This is a genomic window from Sphingomonas sp. Leaf62 (assembly GCF_001421915.1).
Taxonomy (GTDB): Bacteria; Pseudomonadota; Alphaproteobacteria; order Sphingomonadales; family Sphingomonadaceae; genus Sphingomonas.
Genome location: NZ_LMLN01000002.1, coordinates 16,618 through 36,752 on the forward strand (window position 1 = coordinate 16,618; position 20,135 = coordinate 36,752).

A 20,135-nucleotide genomic window follows, 5' to 3' on the forward strand; every position below is an offset into this window, starting at 1 on the left:
TGCGGACATCCCCCTCCATCAGCCTGCGACTGGTCCCCCTCCCCGTGCCGGGGAGGAATTTCGGTCAGTCCCGCAGCAGGTCGTTGATGCTGGTCTTGCTGCGCGTTTGCGCATCGACGCGCTTGACGATGACCGCGCAGTACAGCGCCGGCTTGCCGTCGCCGCCACCGATCGATCCCGGCACCACCACCGCATAGGGCGGCACTTCGCCGCGGAAGGTTTCGCCGGTCGCGCGGTCGATGATCTTGGTCGATGCGCCCAGATACACGCCCATCGACAGCACCGCGCCCTCGCCGACGCGGACGCCCTCGGCCACTTCGGCCCGCGCGCCGATAAAGGCGCCGTCGCCGATGATGACCGGATCGGCCTGCAACGGCTCCAGCACGCCGCCGATGCCCGCACCGCCCGACAGATGTACGTTCTTCCCGATCTGCGCACAGCTGCCGACGGTCGCCCAGGTATCGACCATCGTGCCTTCGCCGACATAGGCGCCGATGTTGACGAAGCTCGGCATCAGGATCGCGCCCTTGCCGACGAACGCGCCGCGGCGGACGATGCTGCCCGGCACCGCGCGGAACCCGGCGTCGCGGAACCTGTGTTCGCCCCAGCCGGTGAACTTGCTCGGCACCTTGTCGAACCAGTTGGTGCCGCCGGGGCCGTCCATAATCTGGTTGTCGTTCAGACGAAACGACAACAGCACCGCCTTTTTCAGCCACTGATGGACCTGCCAGCCATCGCCAACCGGCTCGGCCACGCGTGCCTCGCCCGAATCGAGCAGTGCCAGCGCGGCGTCGACGGCGTCCCGAACCTCGCCCTGCGTATGGACGGTCAGCTCGGCACGGTTTTCCCATGCGGCATCGATCTGGGCAGCAAGGTCGGTCATGATTCCTCCACGAAGCGTAGCCACGCGACGATGTCGTGCGTGATGTAATCGATATGGTCGCGGCCCACGGGCAGCCCCTGTTCGGACCCGTTGTCGACCCAGACCGTCGTCATGCCCACTTCCTTCGCGGGGACGAGGTTGCGGGCCATATCCTCGGCGAACAGCGCGGCCCTGGGGTCGATCTCCCACGCCGCGCACAGCCCGTCATACGCGCTGGTGTGCGGTTTCGGGCGATAGGCGGTGGCATGGATGTCATGGATGCCCGCAAAGCTCTCGGACAGGCCGAGCTTGTCGAGCACCCGCTGCGCATATGGCGCATCGCCGTTGGTAAAGACCAGCTTGCGCCCCGGCAATCCGGCCAGCAGCCGCGGCAGATCGGGATCGGGGACCAGCGACGACAGGTCGATGTCGTGGACGAAATCGAGAAAATGGTGCGGATCGACCGCCTGCTCGGCCATCAGCCCCGACAGCGACGTGCCGTGATTGTGGAAATGCATCTTCTGCACCCGGTGCGCTTCCGCCGCATCGCAGCCCAGCAGGTCGCAGATATATTGCCCCATGCGCGCCTCGACCTCGGCGAACAGATTGCTCGACGCCGGATAGAGCGTGTTGTCGAGATCGAAAATCCAGTCACGGACATGGGCGAGCGCGGGTAGCATCGGTCGCGGGCTGTAGGCGGGTGCGAGATATGCTGCAAGCTCCTCCCCGGTACGGGGACGGGAACAGCGCAGCTGGTGGAGGGGGCAGGCCGCGCAACGCGGTACCGGGAAGGATTTACGCGGCCTCCGTCGTCTCGATCCAGCCGCCGCCCAGCACTCGTTCCCCGGCATACAACACTGCCGCCTGTCCGGGCGCGACGCCATATTCGGGTGCATCGAACACCAGCCGGTCGCCTTCCAGTCGCGCTGGTACCGGCTTCGCCATCGACCGCACCTTGGCGGTCAACGGACCGGCATGGTCGCAGCCGATCCAGTTGATCTGCGACAGGCGCGCCGCACCGACCGCCAGAGCACTGCGCGGTCCGACGACCAGCCGCTTCGTCTCCGGCTCCAGCCGCACGACATAGAGCGGCTCGGCAAGGCCGCCGATCTCCAGCCCGCGCCGCTGTCCCACGGTATAGCCGACCAGTCCGCCATGCTGCCCCAGCACCTGTCCGCCCAGATCGACGATCTCGCCGCCCTCGTTCGCTTCGGGGCGCAGCTTGCGGACCAGCCCGGCATAGTCGCCATCGGGCACGAAGCAGATATCCTGACTGTCGGGCTTGCCCGCGACGCCCAGCCCCAGTTCGGCGGCGATCTCGCGCACGCGCGCCTTGGGCATGCCACCCAGCGGAAAACGGAGGAAGTCGAGCTGATCCTGCGTCGTCGCGAACAGGAAATAGCTCTGGTCGCGCGCCGGATCGACCGCGCGGTGCAGTTCCGCGCCGGCCGCGCCCATCGCCCGCCGGATATAATGACCGGTCGCGAGGCAATCCGCGCCCAAATCACGCGCCAGCGCGAACAGGTCGGTGAATTTCGGCCCCATATTGCACTTCACGCACGGGATCGGCGTCCGCCCGGCCAGATAGGCATCGGCGAAATCGTCGATCACCGTCTCGCGGAAACTGGTTTCGTGATCGAACACATAATGGGCGATGCCCAGCCGGTCGCATACCGCGCGCGCGTCACGAATGTCGCGGCCGGCGCAGCACGACCCCGCCCGCCCGACCGCCGCGCCATGGTCGTAGAGTTGCAGCGTAACGCCGATCGTCTCCGCGCCGGTAGCATGGGCAAGCGCGGCAACGACCGAACTGTCGACCCCGCCCGACATGGCGACGACGATCCGTCGTGCGGCAACCGGCGATTCGAGTTGAAAATCAGCAGCATTCATGCGGCCGCCGATAATCCTTTCGCGGCCGGCTTGCAAAAACGGGGCGTCATTTACCGGACCTTCAGGTGTGTCGGGTAGCAACAGGGTTCGAAACCCATGTGGGAAAGATGCATTGGAACTGAGCTTCGCCCGTTTCGACCGTGGTAGCACGGTCACACCGTTACCGACGGAACTGGCCGTGTTGCTGGCCTCGGCGACGGGCCGGCAGGCCGCGACGCCGACGGCCCGGTTGCAGACGCAACTGACGTGGAAGCGCGCGCCGGTATCGCTGCTGACCCCGACCGAGGGCGCGTTCAACTGCTGGACGGCGACGCTGCTCGATCCGCGTATCGTGGCGGAGCAACGGTCCATCGCCAATTCCGCCTGGGTGCCGCGCGAATGAAGACCATGTTTACCTAGCCGTTTTAGCTCATGTTCAGCCGTGTTCAGTATGACCGAAAAAGTAGGTTTCAGGGGTCTCCCACCCCGGCTCGAGGTCCAGTATGATTGAGAACCAGAAAATTCGTCCGGCAAAGGTGATCGGTCCGCTCGGCGAACCGCTTACGCTCGATACGCTGCCGCCAGCCGAAACGACCCGGTGGGTCGTCCGGCGCAAGGCGGAAGTGGTCGCGGCGGTCAATGGCGGGCTGATAACCGTCGACGACGTCTGCATGCGGTACAATCTGTCGGCCGAGGAGTTCGCCGGATGGCAACGCGCGGTCGACCGGTCGGGCATGCCGGGGCTGCGGGTGACCCGGATCCAGCATTACAAAACGCTCTACGAACGCCAGCAGCGAAAATATTAAGGTATTCGTTAAATACGGAGGCGGAACAACCCAGTCCCTTGAGAGTCTTTCCCCCAGTACGCCCGGTACGCACAGCATCGGGTCGCAGGCACCAAATGGAGGGACGTGAAATGGGTATCATTCTCTGGCTGATCGTGGGCGGTGTCGTTGGCTGGCTGGCCAGCATCATCATGCGGACGGACGCGCAGCAGGGCATCTTCCTAAACATCGTCGTCGGCATCGTGGGCGCAGTAATTGCCGGCTTCGTTACCGGTGCCAACATCAACAACGGCATCACGGTTACCAGCTTCCTGTATTCGCTGGTTGGCGCAGTCGTGCTCCTGGCAATCGTGAACCTCGTGCGTCGCGGTACGGTGCGTTAAGCACCTGCTCTCGAACCGAGACGAATGGGCCGCTCCTAACCGGGCGGCCTTTTTGGTTTTCGAAGACCGGGTATCTCTTGTTCGTAGCGGAGGGACTGTTTGCTGCTACGCCAAAAACGCGTTCCGCAGCACAAGCGGCCTTCAGCCCCCGGTCAACTCCGATACCGCAGCGCGCATCGTCACCACGACCCCGTCCGGTTCGAAACACGTCTCGCTGTCGCCGTTGCCGGTCAGCCCCAGCCGCAACAATTTAGACCCGAAACCACGGCGGGTAGGCGTCCGGACCGGAGGGCCACCACGTTCGCGCCAGATAAAGCACAGTACGCCGTCCTCCACGATCCACTCGATCGAGACGCGTCCGGCACCTGCCGACAACGCCCCGTACTTGACCGCATTGGTCCCCAGTTCGTGTAGCATCAGCGCCAGCGACAGCGCGGCCCGTGCACCGAGCGCGACGTCGGGACCCGACAGGGCGATGCGATCGTCGCAGCCGAAGACGGCAAGCACCTGCCGTACCGTCGCATGCATATCGGCACCGACCCAGTTCCGTTCGACCAGCACGTCATGGGCAACGCCCAATGCCTGCAAGCGCCGCTCGAACGCGTCGAGTGGCTCGCGCGCGATCGTCCCGCGCAACGTCTGCGACGCGATCGCCTGCACCATCGACAGCGTGTTCTTCAACCGATGTGCCAGTTCCTGGATCAACAGGTTCCGGTGCACTTCGGATTCAACCTGCGCCATGCCGACCTCGACACGGTCAGCGACCTTGCGCAGGAACACGATTTCCTCGGCTCGCCAGTGCCGCGGTGCCGGATCATGGACCACGAAGGCCGAAACGATGCGTCCGTCCCGACGCACGGGGACGATCACGAAGGCGGCGACCGACATCGCCAGCAGGCCATCGGCCCGATGGAGCGTACGCGAATCGGTCCGTACGTCGCGCACGACCACCGCCTCCCCGCGCTCGATCATATCCTGCAGCGTGCCGAACGCGGCGAGATCATGCTGCCCGCCGAGCAGGGGGCTGTCGCCCGCCGTCCAGTCCGGCCCGATGTCGATCTGCGTCATCATCGCATCGATCCGGCCGAATCCGGCACCGCCGACGCTCATCGCCTCCCCGACCAACGCCGATGCCACCTGCGCCACGGCGGCGGCATCATGGCAGTCGCGCAACACGTCACCGAGTTCGATCAGGACGCTCTGTCGCCCTTCGGCTCCGCGTTCGTTGGTAATATCCTGCAGGATCGCACCGAACCGTTCGCTGTCGATGCGGAAACAATGTCCGCGAAACCAGCGGCGCAGCGTCGGGATATGATGGACGAACCCGACCGGCGTCCCGTCGCGCAGCAATCCGTGCAGATCGTCCGCCCAGCTTCCCGGGGCAGCCGCATCCAACATACGTCCGGTCCTCGACAACATCGTCGCGCGATCGATCCCCCACAGCGCATACCACGCCGGATTGGCGTCGAAAAACTGCCAGTCGACGACGCGACCATCGTCGTCACGCAATGCCTTGCCCAGCGCAAAACCGTCGCCGAGATTCTGGAACAGGCCCTGCCAACGTTGCTCGTTACCGCTCAGCGCCGTTTCGGCATCGGCGATCCGCGCCAGGGTAACGTCGCGTTCGGCCAGCAACCGCCGCATTTCCAGCATTGCCACCACCTGTCGCGCCAGGCTGCGCATCATTTCGCGCTGGATGTCGGTCAACCCTTCCGGCCGGGGAACGACATCGAGGACGCACAGCGTCCCCGTCGCCACGCCGTTCAGACGCAACGGCACCCCGGCATAGAAGCGGACTTTGGGGCCGGCCGTAACGATCCCGCTATCGCGCGTCCGCGCATCGATCGACAGGTCGGGAATGACCAGCATGTCGTCGGCATCCAGCGCATGAATACAGATCGCATCGTCGAGCGACGTGCCCGGCGCATCGGTGCCGACCCGTGCCGAAAACCATTGCCAACCAGCATCGATGATCGTGACGAGCGCCACCGGCGCCGCACATATCTGTGCCGCCAGCCGTACGAGATCGTCCTGCGCCGCATCGCCGGTCAACTGTATCAAACGATAGTCGCGTATCGCCGCCAGCCGTTCCGCCGCCGCAGGGTCATCATTCGCCCCCATGTCCTCTGCCCCCCAAGGCCATGTTCTGAATAGCGATTCTCCGTAGACAGCACAAGGGCCGCACCATGGTTGGCACGGCCCTTGCACCTTACAGACCTTCGCCGGTCGACCGAAATCACATCGGTCCCGGTAGTATCTCGTCCCGATCAGGCGGTTTCGGCACTCCGCGTCCGCGCCGCGAAGCTCTTGCGCAGCTTTTGCAGCTTGGGCGGAATGATCGCCAGGCAATAGGGATTACGCTGTCCCTCACCGTCCCAATATTCCTGATGATAGTCCTCGGCCGGATACCAGGTCGACAGCGGTTCGATCGTGGTCACGATCTTGCCGCGTCCTTCGCCCGCCCGTTCGATCCCGGCGCGCGCCGCCGCTTCCTGTTCGGGCGACATCGGGAAGATCGCCGAGCGATACTGGGTGCCGACGTCGTTGCCCTGCCGGTTCAGTTGCGTCGGATCATGCGTCGCAAAGAAGATGTCGAGCATGTCGTCATAGCCGATCACCGCCGGATCATAGGTAACCCGGATCGCCTCGGCATGGCCGGTATTCCCGCCACAGACCTGTTTGTACGTCGGATGTTCGATCGTGCCGCCGATATAGCCGCTTTCGACCTGTTCGACGCCGATCACATCGCGAAACACCGCTTCGGTGCACCAAAAACATCCGCCGGCGAATATCGCCTGTTCGGTAGCCATTGCGTAATCTCCTTCTGTCAGGGAGATAGGCGCGCGCTGCGGCGGTACAATCGGGGACAGACAAGATGAGCGACGGCAAGGTTCTGGTTACGGGCGGGGCGGGATATATCGGCAGCCATGCGGTGCTGGCGCTGCTCGATGCGGGGCATGACGTCGTCGTCGTCGACAATCTGGTCACCGGCTTCGACTGGGCCGTCGATTCGCGTGCCGCGCTGGTCGTCGCCGATATTTCCGACGACAATGCCGTCCGCGCCGCGCTTCGCGAGCACAAGGTCCATGCGATCCTGCACTTCGCCGGATCGGTGGTGGTGCCCGAATCGGTCGAGAACCCGCTTAAATATTATCGCAACAACACCGCCGCCTCGCGCAGCCTGATCGAAAGCGCGGTTGCCGAGGGGGTGAAGCACTTCATCTTCTCCTCGACCGCCGCGACCTACGGCATCCCGGACGTCGTGCCGGTGCGCGAGGACAGCCCGAAACAGCCGATCAATCCGTACGGCATGTCGAAGCTGATGACCGAGATCATGCTGGCCGACGTCGCCGCCGCGCATCCGATCAACTATGCCGCGCTCCGTTATTTCAACGTCGCCGGTGCCGATCCCAAGGGCCGCTCGGGCCAGTCGACGGCCGGCGCCACCCACCTCATCAAGGTCGCGGTCGAGGCGGCGATCGGCAAGCGTAGCCATGTCGGCGTCTATGGCACCGATTTCGCCACGCCCGACGGCACCGGCGTGCGCGACTATATCCATGTCAGCGATCTGGCCGACGCGCATGTTCATGCGCTCGACCTGCTGATGGCCGATCCGACCAGCAACCACACGATGAACGCCGGCTATGGCCGCGGCTATTCGGTGCTCGAAGTGCTCGACGCCGTCGACCGGGTCACCAACCTGACCATCGACCGCCGGCTGGAAGGTCGCCGCGCCGGCGATCCCGACGCGCTGGTCGCCGACAACAGCACGATCCTGTCGACGCTGCCGTGGCGGCCGCAACATGCCGATCTCGACCAGATCGTCCGCGACGCACTGGGATGGGAACGCGCGCTGGCGGAGCGCAACGGGGGCTGATCCCGAAGCGCTGGCGTACCCCTGCGCAGGCGGGGATACGCCGGCGGCAAATGCTCCTACCGATCGGGCAACACCTGATCGGCGACGCCCCAGCCGGCCAGCAGCCGGCTGTCGGCGCGCTTGAGCAGTTCTGCGGCGTCGCGGATCGTCCAGCGCGCCGGGCTGTCGATATCATCGAGTTCCCGCCATGCGACCGGGGCCGCGACCGGCGCGCCGGCCCGCGCCCGCGCCGAATAGGGGAGCACGGCGGTGCTTCCGCGCTGGTTGCGCAGCCAGTCGATGAAGATGCGCCCCTTCCGCTTCGCCTTCGCCATCGTCGCCACGAAGCGGTCGGGTTCGGCCTGCGCCAGCGCCCGGGAGAAGCGATCGGCAAAATCCTTGACCGCCGGCCACTGCGCATCGGGGGTCAGCGGCACGACGACATGCACCCCCTTGCCCCCCGACAGCATCGCGAAGCTCGCCAGTCCGAGGTCGGCGAGATGTCGGTGCAGGTCGTGCGCGGCGCGCTTCACATCGTCGAAATCGAGGCTCTCATCGGGATCGAGGTCGAACACCATCCGGTCGGGCCGCTCGACATCCTCGACCCCCGCGCCCCAGCCGTGAAACTCGATCGTCCCCATCTGCACACAGGCCAGCAACCCGGCGGCGTCGCGCACGAACAGATAGGGTTCGCGCCCGCCATCCTTCTCGGCGATCTCGACCGACAAGACCGCATCGCCGAAGCTGCCGGCATCATGCTTCTGGAAGAAACACGCCTTGGCCCGCCCCTGCGGACAGCGCACCAGACTGATCGGCCGGTTCGCCGCCCATGGCAGCAACAGCGGCGCGACCGCCTCGACATAGTCGGCCAGATCGCCCTTGGTCAGCCGATCGCCGGGAAAGATCACCCGGCCGGCGCTGGTGATGCGCGCCTTCGATGCCCGTTCGACCGGTGCCGGCGTCTCGCGCACGACATCCTTGGCTGCCTTGTCGCCGCGCAGGCCCAGAAAGCTGGCATGACGGACGATGTCGTCGGCGGTGAATTCAGCAAAGGCGACCTCGGCGACCAGCGTCGGCGTCACGAACCGCGCCCCCCGCCGGACGGCGGCGGGCAGATCGAGCGGCGGGGTCTTGCGCTCCAGCGGCGCCAGCGCATCGCGCAGTTGCGCCATCGTCGCGGCATCGAACCCGGTTCCGACCCGGCCGGCATAGCGCAAGCCATCCTCGCCCTGCACCGCCAGCAACAGCGACTTGAACGGCCGGCCGCGTGCCTCGCTCGGCACCCAGCCGACAAGGATGAACTCCTGCCGGTGGGTACATTTGACCTTCACCCACCCCTTGGTCCGGGTGCCGCGATAGGGGGCGTCGGCCTGTTTCGACACGATCCCTTCAAAGCCCTCCCGGCACATCGCCGCGAACAGTTGCTCGCCCGATCCGGTGACATGGTCGGAATAGGCCAGCCGGGGATCGGCATCGGCCAGCACCCCCCGTAACCGTTCCTTGCGCCGGACCAGCGGTTCGTCGCGCCGGTCGCCGCCGGCATCATGCAGCAGGTCGAACAGGAAGCAGCGCATATCGCCGCCGTCCTTGATCGCCGCCTGCAACGTCGAGAAATCGGGCTTTCCGTCGCGGAGCGCCACGACCTCGCCATCCAGCAACAGCCCCGGCGGCAGGCTCCGCGCAGCCTCAGCGACGTCCGGAAACCTGCTCGTCCAGTCCAGCCCGGTACGCGTATAGAGGCGCGGTCCGTCGCCGCCGGTCGCGATCAGGATGCGATAGCCGTCATATTTGACCTCGTGCAGCCAGTTGCTGCCCGTCGGCACGCTATCGACCAACGTCGCCAGTTGCGGATCGGCGAAGGCGGGCCGCGCAACCTTTCCCTTTCCCCGCCTCGTCGGCTTCACCGACGGCTTGCCGGCGGTGATCTCCTCCATCGTCCGCCCGGTCTTGACGCTGGTCAACAGCGTATCGGTCAGCAGGTCGGTGCCCCCCGCGTGCGGGTCGGCGACCTTGCGCAACAGCCAGTTCTCGCGCTTTTCGTTGCCGCGCGGCTTCAGCCGGACCAGCAACCATTCGCCGCGCATCCGCTTCCCCGCGAGCACGAAGTGGAGATGGCCCTCGTCCAGATCCTTCGCCGATTTGCCGGCAATCGGCGACCAGGTGCCGGTATCCCACAGCATCACCGTGCCGCCGCCATATTCACCCGCCGGGATCACCCCTTCGAAGTCGGCATAGGACAGCGGATGATCCTCGGTCCGGACCGCCAGCCGCTTCTGGTCGGGATCGATGCTGGGGCCGCGCGTTACCGCCCAGCTTTTGAGCACCCCATCGATCTCCAGCCGGAAATCATAATGCAGCCGGGTCGCGTCATGCTTCTGGACGATGAAGCGATTGCCCTTGCCCGTGGCCAGCGTCCCCGCCGGTTCGGCAGTGCGCGCGAAATCGCGCTTCGCGTTATACTTTGCCAGCGGGTCCGGTTTCGCCGCCATGTCAGGCGCGCTTGGCGGCCGCCGGCTTGCGCGCGGTGGTTTTCGCAGCCGGCTTGGCCTTCGGTGCCGCACGCTTCTTGGGCGCGGGCTTGTCGTCACCCGCCTTCGCCGCGCCTCCCTTTTCGAGCGACTTCTTGAGGGCGGCCATCAGGTCGACGACATTGCCGCCGCTCGGCCGCTCCTCCTCGGTGGTGTCGACGATCTTGCGGCCCTTCGCCTTCACCTTGCGTTCGACCAGATCCTTCAGCGCGTCGACATAGCGGTCGTGAAACTCCTGCGGATCGAATTTCGCGGTCTTTTTCGCGATCAGCGTTTCGGCAAGATCGAGCAGGTCGTCGTCGGGCTTGGCATCCGGAATGTCGCGAAAATAGCCCTGCGCGCGGTTGACCTCGTCGGCATAGCGCAACGTTTCCAGCACCATGCCGCGCCCACAGGGTTTCAGGCTGACGACATATTCGCGCCCCCGCAGCGCCAACTGGCCCAGCCCGACCTTCCTCGTGCGCTTCAACGCCTCGCGCAACACGATGAACGCCTCTTCGGCCAGATCGTCGGCAGGCACCACGAAATAGGGCTTTTCGTAATAGATCACGTCGATCTCATGCGCGTCGACGAACTGGGTCAGTTCCAGCGTCTTCTTCGACTCCAGCTTGACGGCGTCGATCTCCTCCTGATCGAGCAGGACATATTCGCCCTTTTCAATCTGGTACCCCTTCATGATTTCGTCCGGATCGACCGGGCCGATGCCGGTTACCGATTTCTCGTAATGGATCGGCTTGCCGCTGGGTTCGTGAATCTGGCGAAAGCTGATGCTCGCGCCCGATTTGGTCGCGCTGTAGATTTCGACCGGGATCGATACGAGGGCAAGGCGGATCTGCCCCTGCCAATATGCGCGTGCCGCCATGCCGGAATTCCCGAAATCGTTGCTCAACCGATTCAATCCGCAGGGGAAAGACTCGTTCCGCATGTGCGGAATGCGCCGGGGTGAAATTGCTGACGAAAATGCGTATGTGCCGGGATATGACCGATCCCTTTGCCCTGTTCGATCAGTGGTTCGCTGGAGCCAAGGCCAGCGAGCCCAACGATCCCAATGCGATGGCACTCGCCACCGCCGATGCCGCCGGACGCCCGTCGGTACGGATGGTGCTGTTGAAGGGCCATGGCCCCGACGGCTTCGTGTTCTACACCAATCGCGAGGGGCGCAAGGCCGCCGACCTGACCGCCAATCCCAACGCCGCCCTGCTGTTCCACTGGAAATCCCTGCGGCGGCAGATCCGGATCGAGGGGCCGGTGACGCTGGCAACCGACACCGAATCGGATGCCTATTTCGCATCGCGCGGTCGCGATTCGCAGTTGGGGGCATGGGCATCGGACCAGTCGCGTCCGCTCGCCGACCGGGAAACGTTCGAAGCGCGTTTTGCCGAAATGTCGGATCGGTTCGAGGGGCAGGACGTGCCCCGCCCGCCCTTCTGGGGCGGCTACCGCGTGACGCCGGTATCGATCGAGTTCTGGCAGGACCGCGCCCACCGGCTGCACGAACGCCGCGTCTTCACCGCAGTCGAAGGCGGCTGGAGCGAAGGATTGCTGTTCCCGTGACCGAGACCGAACGCAAGCGGGTGATCCCGCTCGCCACCCGTGCCGCCATTGCGTCGGTGACGATGGCGATGTTCCTGCTGGGTCTGAAGGGCTTTGCGGCGTGGCATACCGGATCGGTGGCGATGCTCGGCAGCCTTGCCGACACCGCGCTCGACCTGCTGGCGTCGCTGGTCACGCTGTACGGCGTGCGCCTTGCCGCGACGCCGGCCGATCACGACCACCGCTTCGGCCATGGCAAGGCGGAGGCGCTGGCGGCGTTGTTTCAGGTCATGCTCATCACCGCCTCGGCTGCGGGAATCGCGTGGCGCGCCATCGCCGCCTTCGGTGCGCCGGGCGAGACGCAGGACGTCGAATTCGGTATCGGCGTGTCGGTGATCGCGATGGTCGCGACCTTCGCGTTGCTTGCCTATCAGAAGTCGATCATCGACCGTACCGGTTCGGTCGCGATCCGTGCCGATAACGTCCATTATCAAAGCGACCTGTTGCTCAACCTCGCCGTCATCGTCGCAATGGTTCTCGACCAGATCTTCGCAGTGCGTGGTGCCGACCCGGTAATGGGTATCCTGATCGCGCTCTGGCTCGGCTGGGGTGCGTTTCAGGCGTCTAGTCAGGCGATCGACCAGTTGATGGACAAGGAGTGGCCGGAGGACGAGCGACGTGCGTTCCTCGACGTTGCCGCCCGGCAGGAAGGGCTGCGCGGCATCCACGATTTCCGCACGCGCCGCTCTGGCAGCCATGATTTCGCGCAATTCCATATGGAGGTCGCGCGCGACATGACCGTCGCCGACGCGCACGACGTGGTAGAGGGCGTCGAGCGCGCGCTGCGCAGCGCCTTCCCCAAGGTGGAAGTGCTGATCCATCTCGATCCCGAAGGCCATGTCGATACCGACAACCCGCTGGTCGAGGCCGATGTAACTCCGCACTGGTTCGGCAAGCGCGTGGGAAGTTACTGATGGCGATGCCGTTCACCGTCGTCGACGCCTTCACCGATCGGCCGTTCGCGGGCAATCCGGCGGCGGTGATGCTGCTCGACGCATGGCCCGACGATGCGCTGCTTCAGTCGATCGCGTTGGAGCATAACCTGTCGGAAACCGCGTTCCTCGTGCCCATGGAAGGCGTTGCCGATTACGAGCTTCGCTGGTTCACCCCGACCGTCGAGATCGCGATGTGCGGCCATGCGACGCTGGCGAGCGGCCATGTCGTGCTGGGCGACCGCGACGCCGTCCGCTTCGCCACGCGCAAGGCCGGGGTGCTGACCGTCGGGCGCGATGGCGATGGCTATATGCTCGACCTGCCGGTGACGCGCGTCGCGTCGGCGCCCGATGTGGCGTTGCTGGCGGCGTTGGGTTGTGACGGCGAGGTGTTTGCCAGCGTCTCCGGCGCGCAGCAGACCAGCATCATCCTGCTGCCCGATGCCGCCGCCGTTCGGGCCTGTGCGCCCGATATGGCCGCGCTGGCGACATGCGAAGTGATGGCGATCGTCACCGCGCCGGGCGACGTCGCCGATATCGTCAGCCGGGTGTTCGTGCCCGCCTGGGGCGTGGACGAAGACCCGGTGACCGGATCGGCCCATGCCGCGCTCGCGCCCTTCTGGGCCGAACGGTTGGGTCGCGATCGTTTCACGGCGTATCAGACGAGCGCACGCGGCGGGCATCTGACCTGTAGGCTCAGCGGCGAACGCGCGGTGCTGGGCGGGCAGTGCGTTACGGTGATGCAGGGCGAACTGTTGCTCTGATTGATTGTTCACGCGAAGGCGCGGAGGCGCAAAGGGCGCGGAGGGGTTGCGCGCGGCACGACCATTCCCGCGCCAGCGGCCTCATTTCATGGATGCCAGGGACAAAACGTCTCCCGACCGCGAGCGGCCCGCAAAGAGCGCAACCCCTTCGCGTACTTCGCGCCTTCGCGCGAACCAACTTCTTCCCTACACCGCACAAGCAACGCTTCGGTAGCAATCCGCAACCGAGTGCCCATTTACCTCCCATGACCCGCTATTCGATGCTCGACCTCGTCCCCGTCCGTCAGGGCGGCACCCCCGGCGAAGCGCTGGCCGCTGCCGCCGACCTTGCCGCCCATGCCGAACGCGAGGGCTATCACCGCTATTGGGTAGCCGAACATCACGGCATGCCCGGCATCGCCAGCGCGGCGACGGCGGTGGTGATCGGCCATATTGCCGCTGCGACGAAGGCGATCCGCGTTGGCGCAGGCGGGATCATGCTGCCCAATCACGCGCCGCTGACCATCGCCGAACAGTTTGGCACGCTGGATGCGCTGTTTCCGGGGCGGATCGACCTTGGTCTGGGCCGCGCGCCGGGATCGGACCAGATCGTCGCGCGCGCACTGCGCCGGACGCTCGACAGCGATCCCAATGCCTTTCCGCAGGACGTGGTCGAGTTGCAGCGCTATTTCGCCGACGACGCGCGGGGCGGTATTCGCGCGGTGCCGGGTGCGGGTGCGAAGGTCGATCTGTGGATTCTCGGATCGTCGCTGTTCGGGGCGCAACTCGCGGCCATGCTCGGCCTGCCCTATGCCTTCGCCTCACACTTCGCCCCCGCCGCACTCGATCAGGCACTGGACGCCTATCGCCGCAACTTCCGGCCGTCGGCAGTGCTTGACAAGCCCTATGCCGCGGCGGCGTTTAACGTGCTGGCGGCCGATACCGACGAGGAGGCCCGCTTGCTCGCCAGTTCGACCGAACAGATGTTCGTGGCGATCCGTACCGGCCAGCCGATCGAACTGCCGCCGCCCGTCGCCGGCTATCGTGAGCGGATCGGCGCGCAGGGCAATGCGATCCTCGACCACGTGCTCGAATGCTCGGCGATCGGCGGGCCGGAAACGGTGCGTGCCGGGCTGGCCAAGTTCATCGATCGGACGCAGGTCGATGAGGTCGTCATCACCGGCGCGATGTTCGAACCGGCGGCGCGCAAGCGCAGCGTGACGATTGCGGCGGAGGCGATGCGCGCGCTTCAGGCGGCGGGCAGCCGCAACCTGACCAGCAGCCCGCCCAGATCCTCGCTCTCTTCGAGGGAAGCGGTACCCTCGTAGATCTCGGCCACGTCGCGGACGATGGCGAGGCCGAGACCGGTGCCCGGCTTGCCCGAATCGAGCCGGACGCCGCGATCGAAGATGCGCAGCCGGTCCGCCTCCGGGATGCCGCGCCCGTCGTCCTCGACCAGAAGCTCGACGAAGCCGGCATCGGCGCGCACCGTCATGAACACGCTGCCCCCGCCATATTTGGCGGCGTTCTCGACCAGATTGCCGAGGATTTCGTCGAGATCCTGTCGCTCGATCCGCGCGACCAGATCCTTCTGCCCATCGATATCGATGCGGACATTGGGATAGAGACGCGCGACGGCACGCTCGACCGCCTCGACCGACGTCCATACCTCCGCCCGGCTATGTGCCGATCCGCGCCGCCCGACCGCGCGGGCGCGAGCAAGGTGATGGTCGACCTGCCGCCGCATCGTCCGCGCCTCGCGGATGACGGTGTCGGCCAAGTCGTCCTGCCCGGCGGCTGCGGCGTTCATGATGACGGTCAGCGGCGTTTTCAGCGCATGGGCAAGGTTGCCGGCATGGCGCCGTGCCTCCTCCGCCTGCCGGTCGTTATGTTCGACCAGCGCGTTCAGTTCCTCGACCAACGGGGCGACTTCGGCGGGCATCGATCCCTCGACCCGCGCCGACTGTCCCGCACGCAACCGGGCAATGGCATCGCGCACCGCCCGGAGCGGCAACAACCCGTACCAGGTCTGCAACGCCGCCATAACGATCAGGCCGAGGCCCAGCAGCGCGAACGACCGCACCAGCGTCTTGCGCAGCGCCGCGATCAAGCCGTCGAGCACGTCGCGCGACTCCGCGACCTGAAACCGCCAGACCGTCGGCGATCCGGGCAGCGTCAGGTCACGCTCGACGATCCGCAGTTTCTGTTCGGGAAAGGGCTTGGCGTCGTAGACCCGGATGTCGGTGTAGCGATAAGTGCGATCCACCGGCAGCTTGCGATCCCACAGCGAGCGCGACGGCCATGTTTCATGCCCCGGTCCGCTGACCTGCCAATACAGCCCCGAATAGGGTTCGAGGAACCGTTGATCGGACAGTTGCCGGTTGAACGTCACCTCGCCGCTGGTGTCGATCTCCGCCGAGACGATCAGCGAATTGAGCAGATATTCGAGGCCGTCATCGGTATTGCGCGTCACCGCCGACACCAGCACCCGGTCGAGCGCGAAGCCGCCGCCGGCCAGCAACAGCATGATCCACAGTGCCGCGACGACGATCATCCGCCGCGACAGCGACCCCGTCACCCGGACATAGGGACGCGGCGCCGGCGCGCGGGGGGCGGGGTCGGCGCCGGTCGCCATCGCCTGTGCCTTCAGTCCTCCGCGCCCGCCGGCTTCGGCGCGCCCGGTTCGTCGAGGCTGTAGCCGAGCCCCCGGATCGTCGTGATGACGTCGGCGCCCAGCTTCTTGCGGATGCGCGTCACGAACACTTCGATCGTGTTCGAATCACGGTCGAAATCCTGATCGTAGATATGTTCGATCAGTTCGGTCCGGCTGACCACCTTGCCCTTGTGATGGAGCAGGTAGGACAACAGCTTATATTCCTGCGCGGTCAGCTTCACCGGTTCGCCGGCGCGCGTGACCTTGCCCGACCGCGTGTCGAGCCGGATATCGCCCGCGGTCAGTTCGGCCGACGCATTACCCGACGCGCGCCGGATCAGCGCGCGCAGCCGGGCGATCAGTTCCTCGGTCTGGAACGGCTTGGCGACGTAATCGTCGGCCCCGGCGTCCAGCCCCGCGACCTTGTCCGACCAGCTGTCGCGCGCGGTCAGCACCAGCACCGGGGCGCTGCGGCCTTCCTTGCGCCAGCGATCGAGCACGGTCAGCCCGTCGATCTCGGGCAGGCCGAGGTCGAGGATGATCGCGTCATAGGTCTCGGTCGAGCCGAGAAAATGCCCCTCTTCGCCATCGGTGGCGAGGTCGACGGCATAGCCCGCACCCTCCAGCGTGGTACGCAGCTGGCGGCCGAGATTGGGTTCGTCCTCGACGATCAGGACGCGCATCGGCTTCTCTCCCCTTTTTGATTCAACGACTACGGCCGGTGATCTGACCGGTACGGGCATCGACATCGACCCAGATCACCGCGCCATCGCGCAGGAATTTGAGCGTGTAAATGCCGGTCGCCGGATCATAGTCGAAGCCGAGATATTGCGCGCCGCGCATCTGCGGCACGACCCGGCGTTCGATCTCGCGCATCGGCAGGATGCGCCCCTCTTCGCGGGCTGCCTGTGCCGCGCGGTGATCGCGCAGCCGCTGGTCGACCGTCGCCTGCGCGACACCCGACACCGCCAGCAATCCCAGGGCAAGGAACCGAACGATCATCACCATCAGGCCTGGCATAGGGGCCACGCCTTGAACAGCCCGTGAATAGGGCAGACAGGCTGGCGTAACTTGCTTCGTTCGCAACTGCGGCTTACCTGCCACACATGGCTGCACCGATATTGTCCTATGAGGGCCTTGGATTGATCCAGGGCAATGGCTGGCTGTTTCGCGGGCTCGACATCCATGTCGGCACACGCGACCGGCTGGCGCTGATCGGGCGCAACGGCGCGGGCAAGACGACACTGTTGAAGCTGATTGCCGGCGCGGTCGATGCCGATGAGGGCCGGCGGACGATCGTGCCGGGTACGCATGTCGTGCTGCTGGAACAGGACCCGCAGGTCGATGGCTATGCGACGCTGCGGGACTTCGCCCTGCGCGGACCGCGCGCGCCGGCCGAGCATGAGGTCGATGCCATCGCCGACCAGCTCGGCATCGACCTGAACCGCGAGGCGGCGACCGCCAGCGGCGGCGAGCGGCGGCGGGCGGCGATCGCGCGCGCGCTGGCCGAGAACCCGGACGTGCTGCTGCTGGACGAGCCGACCAACCATCTCGACCTGTCGGCGATCGAATGGCTGGAGGAATGGCTGAACCGCTATAACGGCGCGTTCATCGTCATCAGCCACGACCGCACGTTCCTGACGCGGCTGACCAAGTCGACGCTGTGGCTGGATCGCGGCGGTATCCGTCGCGCCGAGATCGGGTTCGGCGGGTTCGAGGCGTGGATGGAACAGGCCGCCGCCGAAGAGGAACGCGCGGCGCAGCGGCTCGACGCGAAGCTGAAGATCGAGGAACATTGGCTCCACCGCGGCGTCACCGCACGGCGCAAGCGCAACATGGGCCGCCTCGAAAAGCTCCACGAATTGCGGGCGCAGCGCGCAGCGATGCAGGGGCCGCAGGGCACCGCCAAGTTGGCAGTAGAGGCCGACGATACCAAGACCAAGGTGGTGATCGACGCCGAACATGTGACCAAGGCGTTCGGCGACCGCACGGTGCTGAAGGACTTTTCGCTGCGCGTCCGGCGGGGCGACCGGATCGGCATCGTCGGCGGCAATGGCGCGGGAAAGACGACGTTGCTGCGGCTGCTGACCGGCGACCTCGACCCCGATTCGGGCAGGATCATGCGCGCGCAGACGCTGGACGGGATCGTCATCGACCAGCAGCGCAAGCTGATGGCCCCCGAAAAGCGGGTGCGCGACGTGCTGGCGGACGGCGGCGACTGGATCGAGGTCAACGGGTCGAAGAAGCACGTCCATGGCTATCTGAAGGAGTTCCTGTTCGATCCGTCGATCGCCGAGGCGCGGATCGGCACGCTGTCGGGTGGCGAGCGGTCGCGGCTGCTGCTCGCCCGCGAATTCGCGCGACCGTCGAACCTGCTGGTGCTCGACGAACCGACCAACGATCTCGACCTGGAGACGCTGGACTTGTTGCAGGAGGTGATCGGCGATTATGCCGGGACCGTGCTGATCGTCAGCCACGATCGCGACTTTCTCGACCGAACGGTGACGGTGACGCTGGGCATGGACGGCAGCGGCCATGTCGACGTCGTGCCGGGCGGCTATGCCGACTGGGTCGCCAAGCGGCGCGAACGGAGCGCGGCGAAGGCCAAGGCGAAGCCGGTCGAGGCCGCGCCGGCCAAACCGAAATCGTCCAAGATGAGCTACAAGGACCAGCGCGACCTCGACATCCTGCCCAAGCGGATCGAGGAACTGGAAGCGGCGATCGAACGCGACGAAGCGCTGCTGGCCGATCCGGCGCTGTACACCAAGGACCCGAAGCGCTTCGCGGCGCTGAACGCGCAGATCGAGAAGGCGCGGGCGGAAAAGGACGCGGCGGAAGAGCGCTGGCTGGCGCTGGCGGAAATGGCGGAGGCGTAAAGCCCCTCCCCGCTTCGCGGAGAGGGGGACCAGCCGCAGGCTGATGGAGGGGGACAGCCACAAGCGATGCGTCCGCCGACAGCAGAGATTGGTTCGCGCGAAGGCGCGGAGACGCGAAGACGACATCCGCGCGGCAGCGCCTTCGCTTTCAGCCAACGTTGGTGATGAAGGGCGACAGAAGCCGCCGACGAAACCCCTTCGCGTCTCCGCGCCTTCGCGTGAACCAATCTTCTTCTAAACCACCTTGCCGTGGCGGCCGGCGAGATCAGTCACATACTGCCATGCCACGCGCCCCGACCGGCTGCCGCGCTTCGTTGCCCAGCCGATCGCCTCCTGCGCGTCGAACGGCAGGCCGTACGCCGTGCAGTAACGCTCGACGATCGCGACATAATGATCCTGGTCGACAACGTGGAAGCCGAGCGACAGGCCGAACCGGTCGGCCAGTGCCAGCGCATCGTCGATGCCGTCGCGCGGGTTGATGGCGCTATCCTGCTCCTTCAGGTCGCGCGGGATCAAATGACGGCGGTTGGCGGTGACGATCAGCCGGACGTTCGGCGGCCGCCCCTCCGCGCCACCTTCCAGCAGCGATCGCAACGCGCGGCCATCGGCGGGAGTATCGAAGCCGAGATCGTCAACGAACACGACGAACGCGCGCGGCATGTCGGCCAGTAGCGCGAACAGCGCGGGCAGCTTCGCCAGCGCCCCGGCCGATGCCTCCACCAGCGCGAGATTGCCGCCGTCCGCCTGCACCTGCCCGACCGCCGCCTTGACCAGCGCCGACTTGCCGGTACCGCGCGCACCCCATAGCAACACGTCATGCGCCGCCGCGCCATTGGCCAGCCGGTCGAGATTGGCGGTCAGCGCGTCGCGCTGCGCCTCGATCCCGACCAGCCGGTCGATCGGCAACGGCCGGAACCCCCGCGCCGCCGACAGCACCGCCCCGTCCCAGCCATAGGCCCGGTGCGCCAGCGGATCGGCGGCGGGCGGCGGCGGTGGCGACAGGCGTTCGAGCGCGGCGGCGATGCGAAGGAGCGGATCGGTCATGTCGCCGCCCT

Annotated in this window: 20 protein-coding genes; 9 read left to right on the plus strand and 11 right to left on the minus strand. The window is 66.1% G+C overall.

Features of this window, described 5'->3' with window-relative positions:
• Positions 1 to 64: 64 nt before the first annotated feature.
• From dapD to mnmA, 3 genes are all read right to left on the minus strand, one after another.
• The gene (gene dapD, locus ASE91_RS00800; protein WP_056402406.1) at positions 65 to 883 is read right to left on the minus strand and encodes a 2,3,4,5-tetrahydropyridine-2,6-dicarboxylate N-succinyltransferase; all 819 of its coding nucleotides are present in this window, start codon (positions 881 to 883) and stop codon (positions 65 to 67) included.
• Entirely contained in the window at positions 880 to 1,542 is a 663-nt protein-coding gene (locus tag ASE91_RS00805; protein ID WP_056621866.1) for a pyrimidine 5'-nucleotidase, read from the minus strand. Before ASE91_RS00805 ends, dapD begins: the two co-directional genes overlap by 4 nt.
• Positions 1,543 to 1,657: 115 nt before the next feature.
• A complete protein-coding gene (mnmA, locus tag ASE91_RS00810) occupies positions 1,658 to 2,752 on the minus strand; it encodes a tRNA 2-thiouridine(34) synthase MnmA (protein ID WP_056621867.1) in 1,095 nt (364 codons plus the stop codon).
• Positions 2,753 to 2,930: 178 nt separating this feature from the next.
• Here mnmA and ASE91_RS20035 point away from each other — a divergent pair, with 178 nt between their 5' ends.
• The 3 genes from ASE91_RS20035 (at position 2,931) to ASE91_RS00825 (ending at position 3,899) form a co-directional block, all read left to right on the plus strand.
• The gene (locus ASE91_RS20035) at positions 2,931 to 3,134 is read left to right on the plus strand and encodes a hypothetical protein (protein WP_200910846.1); all 204 of its coding nucleotides are present in this window, start codon (positions 2,931 to 2,933) and stop codon (positions 3,132 to 3,134) included.
• A gap of 100 nt (positions 3,135 to 3,234) precedes the next feature.
• Positions 3,235 to 3,537 carry a CtrA inhibitor SciP gene (sciP, locus tag ASE91_RS00820; RefSeq protein ID WP_055999108.1) on the plus strand — a complete coding sequence of 101 codons (303 nt, stop codon included), beginning with the start codon at positions 3,235 to 3,237 and terminating at the stop codon, positions 3,535 to 3,537.
• 110 nt (positions 3,538 to 3,647) lie between these two features.
• Complete coding sequence (locus tag ASE91_RS00825) at positions 3,648 to 3,899, plus strand: GlsB/YeaQ/YmgE family stress response membrane protein (RefSeq protein ID WP_055999105.1); 252 nt, start codon at positions 3,648 to 3,650, stop codon at positions 3,897 to 3,899.
• 141 nt (positions 3,900 to 4,040) lie between these two features.
• On the opposite strand, the gene ASE91_RS00830 is transcribed toward ASE91_RS00825, so the two are convergent.
• Positions 4,041 to 6,020 carry a GAF domain-containing protein gene (locus ASE91_RS00830; RefSeq protein ID WP_056621869.1) on the minus strand — a complete coding sequence of 660 codons (1,980 nt, stop codon included), beginning with the start codon at positions 6,018 to 6,020 and terminating at the stop codon, positions 4,041 to 4,043.
• 146 nt (positions 6,021 to 6,166) lie between these two features.
• Entirely contained in the window at positions 6,167 to 6,709 is a 543-nt protein-coding gene (gene msrA / locus ASE91_RS00835; RefSeq protein ID WP_055999099.1) for a peptide-methionine (S)-S-oxide reductase MsrA, read from the minus strand.
• Positions 6,710 to 6,774: 65 nt separating this feature from the next.
• Here msrA and galE point away from each other — a divergent pair, with 65 nt between their 5' ends.
• Positions 6,775 to 7,776 carry a UDP-glucose 4-epimerase GalE gene (gene galE / locus ASE91_RS00840; RefSeq protein WP_056621872.1) on the plus strand — a complete coding sequence of 334 codons (1,002 nt, stop codon included), beginning with the start codon at positions 6,775 to 6,777 and terminating at the stop codon, positions 7,774 to 7,776.
• 56 nt (positions 7,777 to 7,832) lie between these two features.
• Here the strand turns inward: galE and ligD are convergent, their stop codons facing one another.
• Together ligD and ku are read right to left on the minus strand one after the other, a co-directional pair.
• On the minus strand, positions 7,833 to 10,244 hold the full coding sequence (gene ligD, locus ASE91_RS00845) for a DNA ligase D (protein WP_056621874.1): 2,412 nt from the start codon (positions 10,242 to 10,244) through the stop codon (positions 7,833 to 7,835).
• Between the two features lies 1 nt (position 10,245).
• Positions 10,246 to 11,145, minus strand: a complete 900-nt coding sequence (gene ku, locus ASE91_RS00850) for a non-homologous end joining protein Ku (protein ID WP_055999280.1) — start codon at positions 11,143 to 11,145, stop codon at positions 10,246 to 10,248.
• A 116-nt stretch (positions 11,146 to 11,261) separates the two neighbouring features.
• Here ku and pdxH point away from each other — a divergent pair, with 116 nt between their 5' ends.
• The 4 genes from pdxH to ASE91_RS00870 all read left to right on the plus strand — a co-directional run bounded on the left by pdxH (position 11,262) and on the right by ASE91_RS00870 (position 14,879).
• Positions 11,262 to 11,837: a pyridoxamine 5'-phosphate oxidase gene (pdxH, locus tag ASE91_RS00855; RefSeq protein ID WP_056621875.1), complete on the plus strand. Its 576-nt coding sequence runs from the start codon at positions 11,262 to 11,264 to the stop codon at positions 11,835 to 11,837.
• On the plus strand, positions 11,834 to 12,790 hold the full coding sequence (locus ASE91_RS00860) for a cation diffusion facilitator family transporter (RefSeq protein ID WP_055999087.1): 957 nt from the start codon (positions 11,834 to 11,836) through the stop codon (positions 12,788 to 12,790). The genes pdxH and ASE91_RS00860 overlap by 4 nt, the downstream gene beginning before the upstream one ends.
• A complete protein-coding gene (locus tag ASE91_RS00865) occupies positions 12,790 to 13,572 on the plus strand; it encodes a PhzF family phenazine biosynthesis protein (protein WP_056621877.1) in 783 nt (260 codons plus the stop codon). The genes ASE91_RS00860 and ASE91_RS00865 overlap by 1 nt, the downstream gene beginning before the upstream one ends.
• Before the next feature lie 245 nt (positions 13,573 to 13,817).
• On the plus strand, positions 13,818 to 14,879 hold the full coding sequence (locus ASE91_RS00870) for an LLM class flavin-dependent oxidoreductase (protein ID WP_082449682.1): 1,062 nt from the start codon (positions 13,818 to 13,820) through the stop codon (positions 14,877 to 14,879).
• Here ASE91_RS00870 and ASE91_RS00875 read toward each other — a convergent pair.
• Genes ASE91_RS00875 through ASE91_RS00885 form a run of 3 tightly spaced genes read right to left on the minus strand, consistent with a single transcriptional unit; the run spans position 14,801 to position 17,224 of the window.
• Positions 14,801 to 16,186 carry a sensor histidine kinase gene (locus ASE91_RS00875; RefSeq protein WP_055999082.1) on the minus strand — a complete coding sequence of 462 codons (1,386 nt, stop codon included), beginning with the start codon at positions 16,184 to 16,186 and terminating at the stop codon, positions 14,801 to 14,803. The genes ASE91_RS00870 and ASE91_RS00875 overlap by 79 nt on opposite strands.
• Positions 16,187 to 16,197: 11 nt before the next feature.
• A complete protein-coding gene (locus ASE91_RS00880; protein WP_055999079.1) occupies positions 16,198 to 16,887 on the minus strand; it encodes a response regulator transcription factor in 690 nt (229 codons plus the stop codon).
• Between the two features lie 22 nt (positions 16,888 to 16,909).
• Positions 16,910 to 17,224 (minus strand): hypothetical protein, encoded by a 315-nt coding sequence (locus tag ASE91_RS00885; protein ID WP_056621879.1) that lies wholly within the window; start codon positions 17,222 to 17,224, stop codon positions 16,910 to 16,912.
• A gap of 86 nt (positions 17,225 to 17,310) precedes the next feature.
• Here ASE91_RS00885 and ASE91_RS00890 point away from each other — a divergent pair, with 86 nt between their 5' ends.
• Positions 17,311 to 19,080, plus strand: a complete 1,770-nt coding sequence (locus tag ASE91_RS00890) for an ATP-binding cassette domain-containing protein (protein ID WP_056621881.1) — start codon at positions 17,311 to 17,313, stop codon at positions 19,078 to 19,080.
• Positions 19,081 to 19,314: 234 nt separating this feature from the next.
• Here the strand turns inward: ASE91_RS00890 and ASE91_RS00895 are convergent, their stop codons facing one another.
• Positions 19,315 to 20,124 carry an ATP-binding protein gene (locus tag ASE91_RS00895; RefSeq protein WP_056621883.1) on the minus strand — a complete coding sequence of 270 codons (810 nt, stop codon included), beginning with the start codon at positions 20,122 to 20,124 and terminating at the stop codon, positions 19,315 to 19,317.
• Positions 20,125 to 20,135: the final 11 nt, after the last annotated feature.

Excerpts from the sequence above, each read along its gene's own strand:
- dapD (WP_056402406.1), bottom strand. The coding sequence starts at position 883 with ATGACCGACCTTGCTGCCCAGATCGATGCCGCATGGGAAAACCGTGCC.
- ASE91_RS00805 (WP_056621866.1), bottom strand. The coding sequence starts at position 1,542 with ATGCTACCCGCGCTCGCCCATGTCCGTGACTGGATTTTCGATCTCGAC.
- mnmA (WP_056621867.1), bottom strand. The coding sequence starts at position 2,752 with ATGAATGCTGCTGATTTTCAACTCGAATCGCCGGTTGCCGCACGACGG.
- sciP (WP_055999108.1), top strand. The coding sequence starts at position 3,235 with ATGATTGAGAACCAGAAAATTCGTCCGGCAAAGGTGATCGGTCCGCTC.
- ASE91_RS00825 (WP_055999105.1), top strand. The coding sequence starts at position 3,648 with ATGGGTATCATTCTCTGGCTGATCGTGGGCGGTGTCGTTGGCTGGCTG.
- ASE91_RS00830 (WP_056621869.1), bottom strand. The coding sequence starts at position 6,020 with ATGGGGGCGAATGATGACCCTGCGGCGGCGGAACGGCTGGCGGCGATA.
- msrA (WP_055999099.1), bottom strand. The coding sequence starts at position 6,709 with ATGGCTACCGAACAGGCGATATTCGCCGGCGGATGTTTTTGGTGCACC.
- galE (WP_056621872.1), top strand. The coding sequence starts at position 6,775 with ATGAGCGACGGCAAGGTTCTGGTTACGGGCGGGGCGGGATATATCGGC.
- ligD (WP_056621874.1), bottom strand. The coding sequence starts at position 10,244 with ATGGCGGCGAAACCGGACCCGCTGGCAAAGTATAACGCGAAGCGCGAT.
- ku (WP_055999280.1), bottom strand. The coding sequence starts at position 11,145 with ATGGCGGCACGCGCATATTGGCAGGGGCAGATCCGCCTTGCCCTCGTA.
- pdxH (WP_056621875.1), top strand. The coding sequence starts at position 11,262 with ATGACCGATCCCTTTGCCCTGTTCGATCAGTGGTTCGCTGGAGCCAAG.
- ASE91_RS00865 (WP_056621877.1), top strand. The coding sequence starts at position 12,790 with ATGGCGATGCCGTTCACCGTCGTCGACGCCTTCACCGATCGGCCGTTC.
- ASE91_RS00870 (WP_082449682.1), top strand. The coding sequence starts at position 13,818 with ATGACCCGCTATTCGATGCTCGACCTCGTCCCCGTCCGTCAGGGCGGC.
- ASE91_RS00875 (WP_055999082.1), bottom strand. The coding sequence starts at position 16,186 with ATGGCGACCGGCGCCGACCCCGCCCCCCGCGCGCCGGCGCCGCGTCCC.
- ASE91_RS00880 (WP_055999079.1), bottom strand. The coding sequence starts at position 16,887 with ATGCGCGTCCTGATCGTCGAGGACGAACCCAATCTCGGCCGCCAGCTG.
- ASE91_RS00885 (WP_056621879.1), bottom strand. The coding sequence starts at position 17,224 with ATGCCAGGCCTGATGGTGATGATCGTTCGGTTCCTTGCCCTGGGATTG.
- ASE91_RS00890 (WP_056621881.1), top strand. The coding sequence starts at position 17,311 with ATGGCTGCACCGATATTGTCCTATGAGGGCCTTGGATTGATCCAGGGC.
- ASE91_RS00895 (WP_056621883.1), bottom strand. The coding sequence starts at position 20,124 with ATGACCGATCCGCTCCTTCGCATCGCCGCCGCGCTCGAACGCCTGTCG.